This window comes from Paenarthrobacter nicotinovorans, assembly GCF_007670255.1.
Lineage (GTDB): Bacteria > Actinomycetota > Actinomycetes > Actinomycetales > Micrococcaceae > Arthrobacter > Arthrobacter nicotinovorans_B.
This window is the reverse complement of record NZ_SZVS01000001.1, coordinates 1-17,381: the sequence shown is the minus strand read 5'-3', so window position 1 is coordinate 17,381 and position 17,381 is coordinate 1. Positions and strand designations below refer to the sequence as shown.

General features: G+C 63.5%; 21 protein-coding genes, 4 tRNA genes and 1 riboswitch. Of the genes, 4 read left to right on the top strand and 21 right to left on the bottom strand.

The window, feature by feature from the left end; all coding sequences use genetic code 11:
• Positions 1-23 precede the first annotated feature (23 nt).
• From trpC to hisI, 5 genes are all read right to left on the bottom strand, one after another.
• Entirely contained in the window at positions 24-842 is an 819-nt protein-coding gene (gene trpC / locus FDP28_RS00125) for an indole-3-glycerol phosphate synthase TrpC (RefSeq protein ID WP_186313456.1), read from the bottom strand.
• A 2-nt stretch (positions 843-844) separates the two neighbouring features.
• On the bottom strand, positions 845-1,117 hold the full coding sequence (locus FDP28_RS00120) for an HGxxPAAW family protein (protein WP_144658596.1): 273 nt from the start codon (positions 1,115-1,117) through the stop codon (positions 845-847).
• A 123-nt stretch (positions 1,118-1,240) separates the two neighbouring features.
• Complete coding sequence (locus FDP28_RS00115; protein ID WP_144658595.1) at positions 1,241-1,843, bottom strand: Trp biosynthesis-associated membrane protein; 603 nt, start codon at positions 1,841-1,843, stop codon at positions 1,241-1,243.
• A complete protein-coding gene (locus FDP28_RS00110; RefSeq protein ID WP_144658594.1) occupies positions 1,840-3,420 on the bottom strand; it encodes an anthranilate synthase component I in 1,581 nt (526 codons plus the stop codon). The genes FDP28_RS00115 and FDP28_RS00110 overlap by 4 nt, the downstream gene beginning before the upstream one ends.
• A 60-nt stretch (positions 3,421-3,480) precedes the next feature.
• Positions 3,481-3,897 (bottom strand): phosphoribosyl-AMP cyclohydrolase, encoded by a 417-nt coding sequence (hisI, locus tag FDP28_RS00105; protein WP_144658593.1) that lies wholly within the window; start codon positions 3,895-3,897, stop codon positions 3,481-3,483.
• 90 nt (positions 3,898-3,987) lie between these two features.
• Here hisI and FDP28_RS00100 point away from each other — a divergent pair, with 90 nt between their 5' ends.
• Positions 3,988-4,632, top strand: a complete 645-nt coding sequence (locus tag FDP28_RS00100; protein WP_144658592.1) for a TIGR03085 family metal-binding protein — start codon at positions 3,988-3,990, stop codon at positions 4,630-4,632.
• An 85-nt stretch (positions 4,633-4,717) separates the two neighbouring features.
• Here the strand turns inward: FDP28_RS00100 and hisF are convergent, their stop codons facing one another.
• The 16 genes from hisF to FDP28_RS00025 all read right to left on the bottom strand — a co-directional run bounded on the left by hisF (position 4,718) and on the right by FDP28_RS00025 (position 16,706).
• Positions 4,718-5,494 (bottom strand): imidazole glycerol phosphate synthase subunit HisF, encoded by a 777-nt coding sequence (gene hisF / locus FDP28_RS00095; protein WP_144658591.1) that lies wholly within the window; start codon positions 5,492-5,494, stop codon positions 4,718-4,720.
• A 45-nt stretch (positions 5,495-5,539) separates the two neighbouring features.
• On the bottom strand, positions 5,540-6,400 hold the full coding sequence (gene hisG / locus FDP28_RS00090; protein ID WP_144658590.1) for an ATP phosphoribosyltransferase: 861 nt from the start codon (positions 6,398-6,400) through the stop codon (positions 5,540-5,542).
• An 86-nt stretch (positions 6,401-6,486) separates the two neighbouring features.
• Positions 6,487-6,750: a phosphoribosyl-ATP diphosphatase gene (locus FDP28_RS00085; RefSeq protein WP_018778638.1), complete on the bottom strand. Its 264-nt coding sequence runs from the start codon at positions 6,748-6,750 to the stop codon at positions 6,487-6,489.
• A gap of 123 nt (positions 6,751-6,873) precedes the next feature.
• Entirely contained in the window at positions 6,874-7,359 is a 486-nt protein-coding gene (gene ribH, locus FDP28_RS00080; RefSeq protein WP_144658589.1) for a 6,7-dimethyl-8-ribityllumazine synthase, read from the bottom strand.
• Positions 7,360-7,377: 18 nt separating this feature from the next.
• Positions 7,378-8,085, bottom strand: coding sequence for a GTP cyclohydrolase II (gene ribA / locus FDP28_RS00075; protein ID WP_144658588.1), 708 nt, complete (start codon positions 8,083-8,085; stop codon positions 7,378-7,380).
• Entirely contained in the window at positions 8,082-8,771 is a 690-nt protein-coding gene (gene ribB / locus FDP28_RS00070; RefSeq protein ID WP_144658587.1) for a 3,4-dihydroxy-2-butanone-4-phosphate synthase, read from the bottom strand. Before ribB ends, ribA begins: the two co-directional genes overlap by 4 nt.
• Positions 8,768-9,394 (bottom strand): riboflavin synthase, encoded by a 627-nt coding sequence (locus FDP28_RS00065; protein WP_144658586.1) that lies wholly within the window; start codon positions 9,392-9,394, stop codon positions 8,768-8,770. The genes ribB and FDP28_RS00065 overlap by 4 nt, the downstream gene beginning before the upstream one ends.
• On the bottom strand, positions 9,394-10,530 hold the full coding sequence (gene ribD / locus FDP28_RS00060) for a bifunctional diaminohydroxyphosphoribosylaminopyrimidine deaminase/5-amino-6-(5-phosphoribosylamino)uracil reductase RibD (RefSeq protein WP_144658585.1): 1,137 nt from the start codon (positions 10,528-10,530) through the stop codon (positions 9,394-9,396). The genes FDP28_RS00065 and ribD overlap by 1 nt, the downstream gene beginning before the upstream one ends.
• Positions 10,527-11,219: a nicotinamide riboside transporter PnuC gene (pnuC, locus tag FDP28_RS00055; protein ID WP_144658584.1), complete on the bottom strand. Its 693-nt coding sequence runs from the start codon at positions 11,217-11,219 to the stop codon at positions 10,527-10,529. The genes ribD and pnuC overlap by 4 nt, the downstream gene beginning before the upstream one ends.
• An 89-nt stretch (positions 11,220-11,308) precedes the next feature.
• Positions 11,309-11,466: riboswitch (FMN riboswitch) on the bottom strand.
• Positions 11,467-11,543: 77 nt separating this feature from the next.
• Complete coding sequence (gene rpe, locus FDP28_RS00050; RefSeq protein WP_144658583.1) at positions 11,544-12,218, bottom strand: ribulose-phosphate 3-epimerase; 675 nt, start codon at positions 12,216-12,218, stop codon at positions 11,544-11,546.
• A gap of 73 nt (positions 12,219-12,291) precedes the next feature.
• On the bottom strand, positions 12,292-13,872 hold the full coding sequence (locus tag FDP28_RS00045) for an RsmB/NOP family class I SAM-dependent RNA methyltransferase (RefSeq protein ID WP_144658582.1): 1,581 nt from the start codon (positions 13,870-13,872) through the stop codon (positions 12,292-12,294).
• Entirely contained in the window at positions 13,869-14,789 is a 921-nt protein-coding gene (gene fmt / locus FDP28_RS00040; RefSeq protein WP_144658581.1) for a methionyl-tRNA formyltransferase, read from the bottom strand. The genes FDP28_RS00045 and fmt overlap by 4 nt, the downstream gene beginning before the upstream one ends.
• Entirely contained in the window at positions 14,786-15,358 is a 573-nt protein-coding gene (gene def, locus FDP28_RS00035; protein WP_144658580.1) for a peptide deformylase, read from the bottom strand. Before def ends, fmt begins: the two co-directional genes overlap by 4 nt.
• A 50-nt stretch (positions 15,359-15,408) precedes the next feature.
• The gene (locus tag FDP28_RS00030) at positions 15,409-16,329 is read right to left on the bottom strand and encodes a PD-(D/E)XK nuclease family protein (RefSeq protein WP_260842260.1); all 921 of its coding nucleotides are present in this window, start codon (positions 16,327-16,329) and stop codon (positions 15,409-15,411) included.
• 12 nt (positions 16,330-16,341) lie between these two features.
• Entirely contained in the window at positions 16,342-16,506 is a 165-nt protein-coding gene (locus tag FDP28_RS20455; RefSeq protein ID WP_186313455.1) for a hypothetical protein, read from the bottom strand.
• A gap of 125 nt (positions 16,507-16,631) precedes the next feature.
• Positions 16,632-16,706 (bottom strand) — tRNA-Val (locus FDP28_RS00025).
• A 249-nt stretch (positions 16,707-16,955) separates the two neighbouring features.
• Between FDP28_RS00025 and FDP28_RS00020 the strand changes: the two genes are divergently transcribed.
• From FDP28_RS00020 to FDP28_RS00010, 3 genes are all read left to right on the top strand, one after another.
• Positions 16,956-17,028 (top strand) — tRNA-Gly (locus FDP28_RS00020).
• Between the two features lie 46 nt (positions 17,029-17,074).
• A tRNA-Cys gene (locus FDP28_RS00015) sits at positions 17,075-17,145 on the top strand.
• 38 nt (positions 17,146-17,183) lie between these two features.
• Positions 17,184-17,258: transfer RNA gene (locus FDP28_RS00010), tRNA-Val, on the top strand.
• Positions 17,259-17,381 lie beyond the last annotated feature (123 nt).

Here is a 17,381-nt window from a genome sequence, read left to right as displayed (position 1 = left end):
CTCGCCGTGATTCAGTAACTGCCTCAGTTCCTGACGGCGATGGCGGCAGCTCCAGCTGCCTTGAATTCGGTAATCCGCTCGCGCGGGGTGGAATCGCTGACCAGCGCTTCGCCGACAAGAATGGCGTTGGCGCCACCTGCGGCGTAGTGCGCGACGTCATCTGCACCCCTGACCCCGGATTCGGCGACCACGACTGCACCAGCGGGAATCAAACCGGCCAGCGAACCGAAAACCGAGCGGTCGACGTCGAGCGTCTTCAGGTTCCGCACGTTGATGCCGATAATCCTGGCCTTCGCAGCGACAGCCCGTTCAATCTCTTCCTCGGTGTGCGTTTCCACCAGGACATTCATGCCGAGCTCGTGGCTCAAGGTGCTGAACCGTACAAGCTCTTCATCGGTCAAAGCGGCGACAATGAGCAGGATGAGGTCCGCGCCATGTGCACGGGCTTCCCAGATCTGGTACTCATCAACCGTGAAATCCTTGCGGAGCAACGGCGTTTCGACGGCGGCACGTACGGCATCAAGGTCCGCCAGCGAGCCGCCGAAACGGCGCTGTTCGGTGAGCACGCTGATGACGGAAGCTCCGCCGTCCGCGTACTGCACTGCCAGCGATGCGGGATCGGCGATGGAGGCGAGGTCACCCTTGGAAGGGCTCCGGCGCTTGATCTCGGCGATGACCTTGAGCTCGCTGCGGTCGGACGAAGCTCCCCCCAGGGCTGCCCAGGCATCACGTGCAGGCGCAGCAGCGGCGGCGCGCTCCTTCAGCTCCTCGAGGGACACAAGGGCGCGGCGTGCCTCGAGGTCCTCCTTGACGCCAACGATGATGTCATCAAGAACGGTCACGATTAGTGGCCGTTGTTCTGCAGCTTGCTGCCGCCCACTCCGTAGCCCGCCTTGCGCATTACCAGGCCAACGATGAGGCCGATAACCATGACAACCAGGCCGCCAACGAAAATGGGGGTGCTGGCGATGACGAAAGCAATGGAAGAGATCAAGGCACCAACCAGCATGACAATCACGCAGGTCCAGGCAGCCGGGCTGTTTCCGTGACCGATGGCGTCAGCGTGGCTGGCCATGGTGGAATCAGCTTGGTTTGCGGACACTGTGGTTTTGCTCATGTGAAATCTCCTCAGGATGAATACTGCTTACATTCTGCCATTTATTGACGTCGGCCGGGGACATCGACCGACGCGCGGGGCAACGCTGGCGCAACGCCGCACCGAAACTTTGCACTTGTGCCTCTAGGTTGGGTCCTCGCCCCGTGACAAGCTGTCCCAACTGTCAATCTCGTCCACTGGCTCGCCGTCCTGCCTGCCCCTCGAACCCGCGTCGTATTTGGTCCGGGTTTTCCAGTGACGCCCGGCCAGCGGCAGCACCGCGGCGCACACAGCCAGCAGGGCGCCTGCGACGATGGCCACCACTGGGAAGGCCGTGGCAACCACACCCGCCTGCCCACCAGCAACACCGGTGGCCGCAGCGATGGATCCCTGGGCGGCTCCGAGTGGATCGGCCAGTACGGTGGAGGCGGCAAGGACGATTCCGGCGGCCGAGAAGGCAATGATGACGGCGATGATCCACCGCGCCACCCGGCCCGCGATGGACGCGGCCAGGCCACCGGCCAACGCCACGAGAGCAAGTGCGGTGACGGCGGTTGCAGCCTTGTTGCCGGGCACGTGGAGGTTGCTGTTGGACACCCCAGCGGGATCCAGCTGCACCTCGATCCAGGTCTGCGTGGTGGTTCCGAAAACAGCCAAGGCAAGAACGACGGCCGCGAGGACCACAGTCGACTTGCGGGCCCAGCGGGGCGGGGCCTGTGCGGGAAGTGCGGAGGCGGCGGTGCTCACGGGGCGGACGTCCCGCCGTCGGGCAGTTCATCCCGACCGGCATCTACCGCAATGTTCTGCAGCGAGCCCGCGGTGTGCACGGCGCGCAGCGGCGCAGCGGCCTTGTTCACCGTCTCCAAGGCTTCGGAGGGCTTGTGCGAATCCGCCACAATTCCGCCACCGGCCTGAACGTAGGCACGGCCTTCGCGGAGCAGGGCAGAACGGATGGCAATGGCCATGTCCATGTCGCCGGCGAAGTCCAGGTAGCCCACCACACCGCCATAGATGCCGCGGCGGTGCGGCTCCAACTCGTCCAGGAGCCGGAGGGCGCGGGGCTTGGGGGCACCGGACAACGTGCCTGCGGGGAAGGTAGCCTTCAGGACGTCGTAAGCCTTGGCGTGGGGAGCGAGCTCGCCCACTACCGTGGAGACCAGGTGCATGATGTGGCTGAAGCGTTCCACTTCCATGAACTGCGTGACATCGACGGTACCGGCGACGCACACCTTGGAGAGGTCGTTGCGCGAGAGATCCACCAGCATCAGGTGTTCGGCGCGTTCCTTCTGGTCCGCCAGCAGCTCAGTCGCCAAGGCCTTGTCCGCCTCAACCGTCTTGCCGCGAGGACGTGAGCCGGCGATCGGGTGGGTGATGACTTCGTCACCGGTCACCGTCACCAGAGCTTCGGGCGAAGACCCCACGATCGAGTACTCGCGGCCGTCGGCATCCTCCAAGCTGAAGAGGTACATATACGGGCTGGGGTTGGTGTTGCGCAGCACGCGGTAAACGTCCAAGGGATCAGCGGCGCATTCCATCTCGAAGCGTCGCGAGATCACCACCTGGAAAACCTCGCCGTCCACGATCGCTTCCTTGCCGCGGTCGATGGCTTCCAAGTACTTGGCTTCGTCCCAGCGTTCCTGCACGCTGGAGGCGAAGTCCAACGCAGCCGTATCCAGCACGGAAACAGGCTGGGGCACGGGCGTGCTGATCTGCTCCAGGAGCCCGTTCACGCGGGCCACGGCATCGTGCCAGGCTTCGTCAACGCGTTCGGTGCTGTCGTCAAAGTTGATGGCGTTGGCAATCAACAGGACAGTACCGTCGACGTTGTCGTGGACGGCCATGTCGGTAACCAGGTTCAGCGCCATTTCCGGCAACTGCAGGTCATCCTCGGGCGGGGAGGTCAAACGCTCCCAGTGGCGCACGGATTCCCAGCCAAGGAAGCCCACCAGGCCGGAGGTGAAGGGCGGCAGGCCCTCGAAGCGGTCGGTCTGCAATGCGGAAATCGTGTCGCGGACGGCTTCGACCGGGTTGCCGGAAACGGGCACGCCCACCGGAGGCTCGCCGATCCAATGCGCCTGGCCTTCCTTGGTGGTCAGCGTGGCGCGGGACTTCGAACCGATGAAGGAGTAGCGCGACCAGGCGCCGCCGACGGCCGCTGATTCCAACAGGAAGGTCCCAGGCTGCCCCTTGGCCAGTTTCCGATAGAGCCCGATGGGGGTTTCGGCGTCGGCAAGGACTTTCAGCCGGACAGGGATGACACGGCTGTGGACGGCGAGTTCCCGGAACTCTTCCAGGCCCGGGCTGATGATTCCAAGGTCCTGCATGGCTATTGTTCTCCGCCTTTTGGTCTGAGGTGGTGCGTCAGTGGAAAGTGCTGGGGTGCCTTATTCGCGGTGGCCCGTGACGACCGTCAGGTCGCGACCGTCGAAACAGGTCCGGGTTCCGGTGTGGCAGGCAGCGCCGATCTGGTCAACACGGATCAGGAGGGCGTCGCCGTCGCAGTCCAGGGCGACTGACTTCACGAACTGTACGTGTCCGGAAGTGTCGCCCTTGCGCCAGTACTCCTGGCGGGAACGGGAGTAGAACGTGACGCGTCCGGTGGTCATCGTGCGGTGCAGGGCTTCGTCATCCATCCACCCGAGCATCAGGACCTCGTTGGTGTCATGCTGTTGCACGATGGCGGCAACCAGGCCTGCGGAATCGCGCTTAAGGGCATCTGCGATCTCCTGCGGCAACGGACCCGCGGGGTCGCTGGAAAGCTCCACGGCGGGAGAGGGGCTGGGGGCGGACTGCTCTGACATCAGATCAAGTCTAGTGCCTTTGGCGGGACTGGCGATTCTGCGGCGGTTCCAGTGCGCAAGTGCGCGCCGATCGTGCTAGTTTCACAAGTGATGCATTTCGTCGATCCCTCCCGAGAAGTACTGGCCGAAACCCTGCTGGCGGCCGGACCTGACTCCCCCACGCTCTGCGAAGGGTGGCGGACACGGGACCTTGCCGCGCACTTGTATCTGCGGGAGCGGAAGTTCGCTGTCGGCGTCGGACTGCTGATCCCCCGCCTTGGTAAAGCGTCAGAGAAAGCCACCTCCAAACTGGCCTCGCAACTGAAGACCACGGACGACTACGCAGACCTCGTCAAGACCTTCCGCTCGGGCCCGCCGGCGTTTTCTCCTTTGAAGATCAAGGCGCTGGACGAGACCTCGAACCTCATCGAATTCTTCGTGCACACCGAAGACATCCGCCGCGCCGGGGACCGCTGGGCACCCCGGGCACTGGACGAGGCCTACTCGGACGCTCTCTGGAACGACCTCATCAAGCGCGCAGCGTTCCTGTACCGTGGCGTGGACCTTGGCATCGTTCTGGTCAGGCCCACAGGCCCGCGGCACGTTGCCAAGCGCGCACCCGTTTCCGTGGCCATCGTTGGCGAGCCGGGCGAATTGCTGATGCACGCCCACGGCCGCACCAACCAGGCCTTGGTCACCTTTGAGGGCCAGCCGGACGCCGTCGCGCTTTTGCAGTCAGCGGACATCGGACTTTAACCACCAACGCGGGGTCACTTATGGCCCATCCCGGAGGGGATGATGGGCCATAAGTGACCCCGCGTTGTACGTTTACGGCGGGAAATCAGCGGACTTCGAAGCCAGCCTCACGGATCGCGGTCTTGACCTGGGAGATCATGTCGTCCGGACCAAAGTGGAACACCGAGGCTGCAAGCACGGCGTCGGCGCCTGCCTGGACGGCCGGCGGAAAATGCTCTGGAGCCCCCGCGCCGCCCGAGGCGATGATCGGGATATTGACCGCTGCACGGACCAGGCGGATGAGTTCGAGGTCGAAGCCATCCTTGGTGCCGTCGGCGTCAATGGAGTTCAGCAGGATCTCCCCGACTCCCCTGTCAGCAGCTTCCTTCGCCCAGGCAATGGCGTCGATTCCGGTACCGGTCCGGCCGCCGTGCGTGGTGACTTCAAAACCGGACGACGTCGGAACGTCACCTTCCCGGGTACGGCGCGCGTCGACCGAGAGCACCAGCACCTGGGAGCCGAAGTGCCGGGTGATCTCGTCGATCACCTCGGGGCGGGCAACGGCGGCCGTGTTGATGGAAGCTTTGTCCGCACCGAAGCGCAGGAGCTTATCGACCTCGGCCACACCACGGACCCCACCACCCACGGTGAGGGGAATGAACACTTCCTCTGCGGTGCGGCGAACGACGTCGAACGTCGTTTCACGGTTTCCCGATGAGGCAGTGACGTCCAGGAACGTCAGTTCGTCGGCCCCGCCGTTGTCATAGCGGTGGGCAAGTTCCACCGGGTCCCCGGCGTCGCGGAGGCCTTCAAAGTTGACGCCCTTGACGACGCGGCCCGCGTCCACGTCCAGGCATGGGATGACGCGTACGGCTACAGCCATGTGCTGCTCCTCAGTTCTGCTGGCTCTACTTGATCAGTGCGTGTGTCAGATCCGGCAGGCGTGGATGCTGCTGACCAGGATGGCGCGGGCGCCGAGGTCGTACAGTTCGTCCATGATGCGGTTGGTTTCCTTCTTGGGAACCATGGAACGCACGGCCACCCATTCGGAATCACGCAGCGGGGAAACCGTGGGCGACTCAAGGCCGGGGGTCAGTGCCGCGGCGTCTTCCACCAGATCCTTGCGGATGTCGTAGTCCATCAACACGTACTGTCGCGCCACCAGAACGCCCTGGAGGCGGCGGATGAGGATGTCGATTTCCTTGGCCGTCCCATTGGCGGCGCCACCGGAACCCGAACGGCGGATCAACACGGCCTCGGACTTCAGGATGGGGTCACCGAAGATTTCCATGCCGGCGGCCTTGAGGGTATTGCCGGTTTCCACCACGTCAGCAATGGCATCCGCAACGCCGAGGCGGACAGAGGACTCGACGGCGCCGTCCAGGCGGACCACCTTGGCATTGACGCCTCGCTCAGCCAGGTAGTCGCGCAGGAGGCCGTCGTAGCTGGTGGCCAGGCGCTTGCCTTCAAGCTGCTCGACGCCGGTGAAGTCACCCACAGGGCCGGCGAAGCGGAAGGTCGAAGGCGCAAAACCCAGGGGAAGCAGTTCTTCGGCTTCGACTTTTGCGTCAAGGAGCAGGTCCCTGCCGGTGATGCCGACGTCCAGGGTTCCCTGTCCCACATACACGGCGATATCCCGGGGACGGAGGAAGAAGAATTCAATGTCGTTGTCGGGATCGACCATCACCAGCTCGCGGGAGTCGCGGCGTTGGCGGTATCCGGCCTCGGACAGCATTGCGGAGGCGGCTTCGGACAGGGATCCCTTGTTGGGGACTGCTACACGGAGCATTTTGGGAGACTTTCTGTTTGGAATGGAGGTTTCAGGCACATCGGCCACGCGGCTTGCTCCGCCTGCGGGCAGGCGGAGTGGCGTGGCTAGAGATGCTTGTAAACGTCTTCCAGGCTGAGGCCCTTGGCAAGCATGAGGACCTGCAGGTGGTACAGGAGCTGGGAGATTTCCTCAGCAGCAGCCTCGTCCGATTCATACTCCGCGGCCATCCAGACTTCAGCGGCCTCTTCGACCACCTTTTTGCCAATGCCGTGGATTCCGGAGTCCAGCTCGGCTACCGTACGCGAGCCTGCCGGGCGGGTCGCTGCTTTCTCACTCAGTTCTGCGAACAGCGTCTCGAAATTCTTCACGCCCTCCAGACTACTTGCTCCTGGGCCGACGCCGCTCGTTGGGGCGCTGCATGACGAAGGGGATGTGAGTGAAGACACACCGACATCCCCTTCTCGTGCACGCTTAGCCGAGGCAGTACCCGCTCAGCTGAAGTGCTTCAGCGTCACCGCGGTAGCCAGGGCAGCTGTGACGGCCTCGTGGCCCTTGTCTTCCTGGGAGCCGGGAAGGCCGGCCCGGTCGAGGCCCTGCTGTTCGGTATCGCAGGTGAGTACGCCAAAGCCCACCGGCACTCCGGTGCGGACGCTGACATCGGTAAGTCCCGACGTCGCGGCCTGGCAGACGTAGTCGAAGTGCGGGGTTCCGCCGCGGATAACGACGCCCAGGGCCACGACGGCGTCAAAGTGCGGTGCCAGCCTGGCAGCGGCGACCGGAAGTTCGAAGCTGCCCGGAACCCGCAACAGCGTGGGTTCCGCGATGCCCGCTTCCTTGGCTGCACGCAGGGCACCGTCCACCAGGCCGTCCATGATCTGGGTGTGCCAGCTTGCCGCCACGATGGCGAGCTTGAGCTGCGAGGTCTCCTCGGGGTTGAGGGTAGTGAGGTCGATAGTGGGCGCGCCGTGTCCGCTCATGGTGTGCTGTGGATCCGTTCAGTCTTGGTTGCTGTTGAAAATCTTGGGTGAAGCTGGGTTCTTGCCGTTGCTGACCGGCTCGACTTCGAGCCTGAGCAGGTGGTCCATCCGGTCCTTCTTGGTCTGCAGGTACCGGAGGTTCTGCTCCCGGGACGGCACCTCTGTGGGCACCATCTCAACGACAGTCACCCCTGCCTTGTCAAGGCGGTGCTGCTTATCGGGGTTGTTGCTCAGCAAACGGACTTCGTGGAGTCCCATCTCCGCAAGGATCTGCCCAGCCGCGTCATAGGAGCGTGCATCCACGGGCAGTCCAAGTTGCTCATTGGCTTCGACGGTATCGAACCCGGCCTCCTGCAAGGCGTAGGCCTTGATTTTGTTGGCCAGGCCGATCCCACGGCCTTCCTGTCCACGCAGGTAAAGCAGCGTACCGCCTTCCTTATGGATCAGTTCCAGCGCGAAAGCCAGCTGCTCACCGCAATCGCAGCGGTAGGAACCGAAGACATCGCCCGTAAGGCATTCCGAGTGCAGGCGGACCAGAGGAGCCTGGCCACCCTTGGGCGCGTTGGGTGAACTGACAGCGAGATGTTCAACTCCCGTGACATGGTCCGTCCATGCCTGCGCCACGAAATCGCCGTAGGCGGTGGGCAACTGCACGATGGGTCCACCGCTCACCGGGTGCGGCCCGGAGTCCGTGTGCTCACTGCTGTGTGCTGTCGATGCGGTCATCGCTTCTCCTCGTCTACCCGATGCGCCGCCCGGGAATCCACCGCTTCAACATACGACACCAGGTCCTCAATGGAGATGAGGGGGCATCCATGTTCAGCGGCAAATCCGCGCAGGCTGTCCAGGCGCATCATTTCACCGTCGTCATGTACCAACTCTGCGATAACACCCACCGGGGCGAGCCCGGCCAGACGACACAAGTCCACGGCAGCTTCCGTGTGTCCCGGACGTTCTCGCACTCCCCCCTTAACGGCCCGCAGCGGAAAAATATGCCCAGGACGGGTGAGTGACGCCGGAGTACTGGCGGGATCTGCCAGGATTCGAGCCGTCAAGGCCCTGTCCGTGGCAGAAATTCCCGTGCTGACTCCTATCGCAGCGTCACAGGAAACAGTATAGGCAGTACCCTTAGCATCTTGGTTTATTTCCACCATGGGAGGCAGGATCAGGGCATCAGCCCGCTCACCTTCCAGGGGAACGCAAATAACCCCGGAGGAATACCGGATGGTCCATCCCATCAGGGCGGGAGTGGCGTGTTCAGCGGCAAAGATGATGTCGCCTTCGTTTTCCCGGTCCTCGTTGTCCACGACAATAACGGCTTTGCCGGCCGCCATTGCGGCGATCGCCGACTCCACCGGATCCAGACCGGGACGCGGCGCCGCTTTTTGCTCGGGCTTGGTGGTGGCGCTCATCGGGTGCCTCCCTGCGGGGCGAACGACAAAAGGCGCTCGGTGTACTTCGCCAGGACATCCACTTCCAGGTTGACGCGGCCGCCTACGGCCTTTGCCCCCAGTCCGGTCTCCTCAAGTGTGGTGGGAATAAGGCCGACTTCGAACCACGGTTCCGCTTCGGACGCGGCACTGACAGCGGTTACGGTCAGCGAAACACCGTCGACGGCGATCGAACCCTTCTCGGCGATGTAGCGCGCCAGCGGGGCCGGGACGCCGAACCGCAGGCGGTCCCAGTTCCCCAGCGCTTCGCGTTCAAGCAGCTCACCAACGCCATCCACGTGTCCCTGGACGACATGGCCGTCCAGCCGACCGCCGGCAGGAACACAGCGCTCGAGGTTTACGGTGTCCCCCGCCGCCAGCTCCCCGATCGTGGTACGGACCAAGGTTTCCCCCATGACGTCCACGCTGAAATCCTGGCCGTCGATGCTGGTCGCAGTCAGGCACACGCCATTGACGGCGATGGAGCCGCCCAAGGGCAGGTCGCCCGCGGTTGTGGGAGCCTTCAAGCGCAGTGTCGCGCTGGCGTCGCCGTCGTGCTCGATGCCAAGGACTGTGCCTTGTTCTGCAACGATTCCGGTAAACATCAGTGTCCTCCTGTGACATATTCCGCAGCTTCACTGTGTGAGGTCACACGCGTCTGCGGAATCGAATTCTGTGGTGTGTTGGAAGTGCGTCCGGCGGGGCGAAGATGCAGCCGAAGGTCATTGCCCAGAGTGCGGACCGATCCCCCGGAGGCTGCGTCCCATTCCCAATGCTGGGCATCGGCGAGTGTGCCTATGCCGAGGTCGTTCAGGGCCGGAGTCCCCGATCCCAGCAAGGTCGGGGCGAGGTAGACGATCAACTCGTCCACCAAGCCGGCAGCAAGGAAGGTGCTCAGAATGCTCGAGCCCCCTTCGACCATCACGTGACGGACGCCCTCGTCGAACAGCATGCCCAGCGCCTCGGCAGGATCCCTTGTGGGCAGATGACGGAAGCGGCCGTCGTTTCCCCGCACGGCAGCTTCCTCCGGGACATCCCTGAGGCCCATGACTGCCCTGATGGGTTGGCGTTGGGAAAGTTCACCGGCCGGGGTCCGGGCCGTCAACCGCGGGTTGTCAATAAGCACTGTTCCGGTCCCCACCAGGATCGCGTCGATCAGGCGACGCAACCCGTGGTTGTCTTCCAGCGACTCGGCGCTGGAGATCCACTGGCTGGTGCCGTCGACGGCAGCGATGCGGCTGTCCAGGGTCTGGGCTATGTGCAAGGTGACGAAGGGGCGCTTGGCGGCAACGGCGTCGAACCATTCCCGGTTCAGGTCAAGTGATTCTTCACGGCCGAGTCCTGACGTAACCTCAATGCCCGCTGCGCGCAGGGTCCTGGCGCCGCCGGCGGCCGGGTCATGGGGATCGTCGACGGCGTAAATCACCTTCGCGATACCGGCCGCGATGATTGCCTGGGCACACGGGCCCGTACGGCCTACATGGTTGCAAGGCTCAAGGGATACCACCATGGTGCTGCCTTGAATATCGATGCCTTGGCGCCGGGCCTCTGAAATCGCGTCGGCCTCGGCATGGGCAGTTCCAGCTCCGCGATGGTATCCCGTGGCCAGCTGTTCGCCATCCGGGCCGAGAATGACAGCGCCGACCAAGGGATTCGCCCCACGGGGGCCAGCCAGCGCGGCCGCCAGGGCCGCATCCATCGCCGACGTCTCAGCCGGCGCAAATGCACCGTGCGCGGTCATCGAACAGCCCCCGCGGCAACTGCAACGGCCTGAACTGCGCCGCGCTCACGCTTTTCCGCCCGCCACCAAACGAAGAAGCCGGTCAGCGTGAAGAATCCGTAGAAGAGGTACATGACAGCACTGGCGTAGTAACCGGCGCTGAACAACAAAGGCACTCCGACGATATCCACGGCGACCCAGATAAGCCAGAATTCGGTCCAACCGCGTGCCATTCCGTAGGTGGCCAGGAGCGAGCCCATGAAGGTCCAGGCGTCGGCCCACACCGGCGGATAAGAGCCCAGCGAGTCAAACAAGGGTGTGAGGGCGGCGGTTCCGGCGAACATTGCGCCGATCAACGCCAGGCGGACCTTGTTGGAGGCCCAGCCTGGTATCACCGCACGGCCCTGGGTACTCGTTTGACGGCCTTGCTGCCAGCGGTACCAGCCATAGGCGGCCACCGCGATGAACATTACCTGCCGTCCGGCCTGTCCCCAGAGAGTGGCGGGCGCAGCGGCACCAAACACGTTGCCGAGGAACACGGTGAGCAAAAGAATGTTGCCGACGATGCCGACCGGCCAGGCCCAGACTTTCCGGCGCATTCCGCCGAGGGCGCTGAGCAACCCAAAGATGTTTCCAAGCACTTCGCGTAAGACAAGGGCAGATCCACCAACGGGGATCTGTGCTTCGAAGAGCCATCGCAGAAAGTCCATGCCGTTCCTTCCCAGTAAGCCGCGATGACTCCGGGGGTGTACGACAGCGCAATACCGGGCGTCGCTGAAGGAACGCCCACGGCATGACTGTACGTGCTTCTCCCATCCAGACTTTAACTGTCGGTACCGGAATTCCACCGGTTCAACCGTCTGCCACCGAAAGTCCTGATCGCTCAGGACATCAGTGGCTCGCGGGTCGCGGACTATGACCGCCGGTTCGGACTTACACCGACCCCGGAGCACGTATGTGTGTTGTTATTGTGCCACACCTACGACGACGGCCAGGCTATTCCCGGCCATCTTCGTAACATCCCATAACAACCATCAGGCTTTTGCCGCCGCCGCGGCTTGTCCTGCGGTGCGCAGCCGATCGATGGCTGCTGCCGGGTCCTCATGGCCGTAGACCGCTGAGCCGGCCACGAAGACGTTGGCGCCCGCCTCAGCAGCCCTGACGATGGTTTCCTCCGTGATCCCGCCATCGACCTGGATCGCCACGGCAACGCCCGAACCCTCGATTGCCGCGCGGGCCCGCCTGATCTTGGGCAGCGTGATGTCAAGGAAGGATTGCCCGCCAAAGCCAGGTTCAACGGTCATGATCAACAGCATGTCCAGTTCGCTGAGCATGTCCAGGTACGGCTCCACCGGGGTGGCCGGACGCAACGCCATTCCGGCCTTGGAACCCCGCGCGCGCAATTCACGGGCCAGTTTGACCGGAGCGACGGCCGCTTCGGCGTGGAACGTCACGGACGCGACGCCGGCGTCTGCGTAGGCAGGTGCCCAGCGGTCGGCGTCGGAAATCATCAGATGCGCGTCCAGCGGAACCGGGCTGACCGCCTGGATCCTCTGCACCACCGGCAATCCGAGCGTCAGGTTGGGCACGAAGTGGTTGTCCATGACATCGACGTGCACGGCGTCGGCGTTGCTGATGCGCTGCAACTCTGCCTCAAGATTGACGAAGTCAGCAGACAGGATGCTCGGGTTGATACAGCACTGAGACAAGGCAGCCCCTTCGGGTCGGTGTGGGTCATGGTGCGGCCGTGGCGGGGGTTCCGATGCGGCCAGGAACGTGCAGCTACGGCTTCTTGCGGATGATGGCCATGAACATGGCATCTGTTTGGTGGATGTGCGGCCACAGCTGGGCAGTGTGTTCATGTCCTGCCCCAAGGTTGCCCGTAAGGCTGACGTGGTCCAGTGCCTGCCCGGAGTCCAGCAGTTCGAGGTCCGCCCGCTTGCCCAGGACATCGCTGACCACGGCCGTGGTCTCCGCCGGATGGGGCGAACACGTCACGTAGGCCACCACACCGCCGGGCTTGACCGCGTCAATGGCGGAATTCAGGAGTTCGCGCTGGAGCGGGCCGAGGTCTCCAATGTCCTTGGGTGAACGCCGCCAGCGCGACTCCGGCCTCCTGCGCAGCGCGCCCAGGCCACTGCAAGGTACATCTACCAGGACACGGTCGAACGATTCGCGGTGCTCGTTGCCCACTTCGCGTCCATCACCTGTCCGCACGGTCCAAGCTTCTTCCGGGACAGCGGAGAGCGCCTGTTGAACAAGCTTGGCACGGTGTGGTGCAGGCTCGTTCGCCAGGAGGGTTGCGCCATCGCGATGAGCCAGGGCCGCCAGGAGCGCCGCCTTGCCGCCAGGACCGGCACAAAGGTCCAGCCACTTCTCACCCCGTGCGGAACGCTCTCCCCGGTCAACACCGGCCAACGCACGTGCCACAAGCTGGGAGCCGACATCCTGTACACGGGTTGTGCCGCGCCGGACCGATTCGAAGCGACCAAGGTCGCCGCCGGCGGAAAGGGCCGATCCTTCCACCAGCTCACCGGGTGTCGCACCGTTGTCGAACGCCTCGTCGAGGTCGCCCAGTCCAGGCAAAGCCACAAGGTTCACCACCGGTGCGGCATTGTCCGCTTCCAGCAGGGCATCGATCTCGCTCTTGGGACGCCCATGGTTCACCAGTGATTGACGCAGTGCGCGAACGATCCATTCCGGGTGGGCATGGCGCAGGGCGGCGATTTTGGTCTCGTCCGTTTCGTGGTCCAGCAGGATGTCCAGCCACTGGTCCATGGTGTGGGCGGTGACCTTGCGGAGTACAGCGTTGATGAGGGCTGACGGGCCGGCTCCGATGACTGCCCTTGCCAGACCAACAGTCTGGTCCAAGGCAGCATGAGCAGGAACACGCATCGACAAAAGCTGGTGTGCGCCGATCCGGAGAGCATCGAGAATCGCCGGATCCAGCTGATTCAGGGGCCGGTCCACGCAGCGGGCCAGAATGGCATCGTAGGTGCCTTGGCCACGGAGGGCGCCGTAGCTCAATTCCGTGGCGAACCCGGCATCGCGCCGGTCCAAGCGGTGCTCCCGGATCCTGGCAGGGAGGACGAGGTTGGCATAGGCGTCCTCGGAAGCGACAGCGCGGAGTACCTCAAAGGCGACCAATCGCGCGGGGTCCGCCCGGCGGGTCCTCTGCGAGGGGGCATTATTGGTAAAGCCCCGCTGGGGTCCCCGGTTCCGCTCCCTGCCCTGGGCGTTGCGGCGGCTTCCGCCCCCGGCCCCACGGTGCCCCTGCCCGCGGCTGCCTTCCCCTCGGTTGCCGTTCCCGCCGCCGTCCCGGCTGCCGCTGTTGTTCGGGCCTCGGCGGCCGGACTCGCTCATTCGAATACCACTCTCTCGGGTGCTGCCAGGCCGCGGGCCCAATCAGCCGACGACATCATCTTCTTGCCGGCCGGCTGGATGCGGCCCAGTTCAATTGCATGGGAGCCGGTTCCCACCAGGACAACTTTGCCATCCACGCGGATTGCGCCCGGTGCCAGGTCCTTGACTTCCGACCTCAGCCCTACGGATTCCAACTTGACCCGCTGCCCATCCAAAGTCGTCCACGCACCCGGCTCGGGGGTGACGCCGCGGGCCTGACGAGTCAAGGCCAACGCGGGCTTTTGCCAGTCCAGGCGTCCGTCATCGAGGCTGAGTTTCGGCGCGAGCGAGACTTCCCCCGTTTGGGGCTGCGGCGATGCTTGCCCCGCATCGATGGCGGAGAGTGTCTGGCTCAGAAGGACTGCCCCACTGAAAGAGAGCCGCTCCAGCAGATCGCCGGCCGTGTCTTCCGGACCGACGGCCTCAGTCAGGGTTCCGAAAACCGGCCCTGTATCCAAACCTTCCTCCAGTTGGAACGTCACGGCTCCGGTGATGTCATCACCTGCCATCAGCGAGCGTTGGACGGGAGCAGCCCCGCGCCAGGCCGGAAGCAGGGAAAAGTGGAGATTGACCCAACCGTGCTTGGGAACATCCAAAGCCGCCCGGGGCACTATTCCTCCGTACGCCACGATGGCGGCCACATCGGGTGCGTAGTCCGCAATGCGTGCTGTGGTGTCGGCGTCGACCTTGGCTGCCCGGATGATGTCGATGCCCAACTCTTCTGCCCTCGCCGCCACCGGGGATGGCGTCATGACGCGCTTGCGTCCCAACGGAGCGTCCGGACGGGTCAGGACAGCGACGACGTCGAAACCGGCCTTAACCAAGGCGTCCAACGACGGGACCGCAACGGCGGGGGTGCCCGCAAAGAGCACCCTCACTCGGGAACTCCAAAACTGCCGCCGCCGAAGCTGGACCCTACCGTGTTGGCGCGCTTGGAGGTGGTTTGTTCTGTAATGGCGTGGTAGTTGGCGTTGCGGATGGCACGCAAGGCGGCCTTGCGGTCCTCGCCTTCCAGCCTGTCGGTGTACAGCACACCGTCAAGGTGATCTGTTTCATGCTGGAAGCAACGGGCCAACATGCCTTCCGCTTCGACGGAGACGGGGTTCCCGTTCAAGTCCACGCCTGTTGCCCGGGTGGTGCGGTAGCGGCGCACGGGGAAGCCCAGGCCGGGGATGGAGAGGCAGCCCTCTACTTCGTCGGGTTGGAAATCCTCGCTGTTTTCCAAGACGGGATTGATGATGTGGCCTTCCACTCCCCCGATGCGGTAGGTAAAGACCCGCAGGCTGACCCCTACCTGGGGAGCTGCGAGGCCAGCGCCTTCGACATCCTCCATGGTTTCTGTCATGTCGGCGACCAGCTTGGCGAGCTCCGGACCGAAGTCGGTGACAGGGTCAGCCACGGTGCGCAGCACCGGATCCCCGATGATTCGGATACTCAAAATTGCCATGCGTTGCCTGTCCTCACGATCGTCAAACCTAGGCCCGTGTGTTGCGGGGCCTAAGCCAGTTTAGTTGAGGCCATGGCGTTCGTTGAGGCCACGGCGCCCACGCTGTTCACCTGCACAGGACCGGCTGCAGCGAACACCGGCGGGGCCACGGGAAGCAGCGCTTGTCCGGCAGCAGTGACATCCGCCGACATCTCCCACACCCGTCGAAGAGCGCAGAACTTCCACCAGTGGTGCTTGAGGATCTCGGGATTGGCGCGCATGGGCCTTACCTCCGTCTCTCCAATCGCAACCGCCAGGAGCATGGGGTTGTCTCCGTACCTCCACGGCTCCCATTCACCCGAGACGGGATCCACCAGGCTTTCCTCGGCCTTCATCCCGGCCGTGAGTTGCATGACCACTTTGTCATCAAGGGCTTTCACGGTTCCATCACGCGTGGTGCCTTTGGTCTTGTAGTCGATAAGGCAAATTCGCCCGTTGATCTTCGCCACCAGATCCAAGGTTCCCGCGTATCCCACCGTGTTGTTCCACACAGTGATTTCAGGTGCCAAGGGCTCGACCCGGTACAGCTCCCACCACTCATCAAACCGGGCTGCGAAGGCCTGCTCGCCGTTGGCTGCCAATTCTTCCCTGCATTCCTGCATCCGGTGCGGGCGCCCCAGGGCCCGCAAGGCAACCTGCTCGCAATAAGTGTGGACACGATCGCCGCGGGCAGCGGCCGTGTCCCGGTATAGCTCAGCTGCCTTGGAAGCCTTGTTGACTGCTTGCCGTACCCGTGCGGGACTTCCAAGAATCGCAGGAAGCTCCGGATCCGAGGCCAGACTGCTGGCGCCCATGTAGCTGAACCAACCGTCCAGGGCGTGGGCCTGTTGCCCGATCACTGTGGTGATGGATGGTACGGAGAATTGCTCTGTGGTGGACCGGGCATACATTCGGCCGTAGTCAGTAGCGTGGGCAAGCAGTGGAGCAGTCATATAAAGACTGTGTCATAGAGGGCCGACAGAATTCTCCAAGGCGAAGATCATTGCGAGCTGTTCCGGCGCCAGGCGGGCCAACTTTCCAGCAAGGATGGGGGCCGTCTGTGCCAGTTCGCCCAACGGCAACGACGATTCCGGCAAGGTACCGGGCCGCTCTTCTTCTTCTCCACGCACGTAGGAAGTGTGTGTCCCGGCCGGGATTCGTGACGGAGAAAGCATCTCCAGTCCTTGGGACGAGCACAAACTGCATGAAAAAACCCCGCCTGGACTGTCGCAAACAGTCCAAACGGGGTTCCCGGTGGTGGGCGATACTGGGTTCGAACCAGTGACCTCTTCGGTGTGAACGAAGCGCGCTACCACTGCGCCAATCGCCCGGGTGCATAGAAAACACTAACGGACCCCGGCCGGATTGCAAAACGGGACGCCAGGTTCCGGAAAGCTACGAACTACATCAATGGAATTACAGCCATGAAACTCCCCCAATTCCGCGTCAACTCAACGATCCAAGCGGTTCCGCAACCACCTGCGAGGAACCGATTTGGAGAATGCAGGAACCTCCTATAGAGTTTTTACTCGTCGGAAAGCGACGGAATGCCTGCAGGGCAGCCCGTTGGAACCGCACTGCGGACGTAGCTCAGCTGGTAGAGCACCACCTTGCCAAGGTGGATGTCGCGAGTTCGAATCTCGTCGTCCGCTCGCAAGGCACTGTCAAGGCAAGAATTCCCCGGAATCCTGCTTACACGGTGGGTTGGCCGAGAGGCGAGGCAGCGGCCTGCAAAGCCGTATACACGGGTTCGAATCCCGTACCCACCTCGGTGAAAACCATGTCTTCCAGCTTTGGCTGGATGCATGGGCGATTGGCGCAGCGGTAGCGCGCTTCCCTGACACGGAAGAGGTCACTGGTTCGATCCCAGTATCGCCCACCAGAACAAGGCAACTTGTTTGTTGTTGAACGTCGGAATCATTTCGATGGGCAGCATGTGCGGACGTAGCTCAGCTGGTAGAGCACCACCTTGCCAAGGTGGATGTCGCGAGTTCGAATCTCGTCG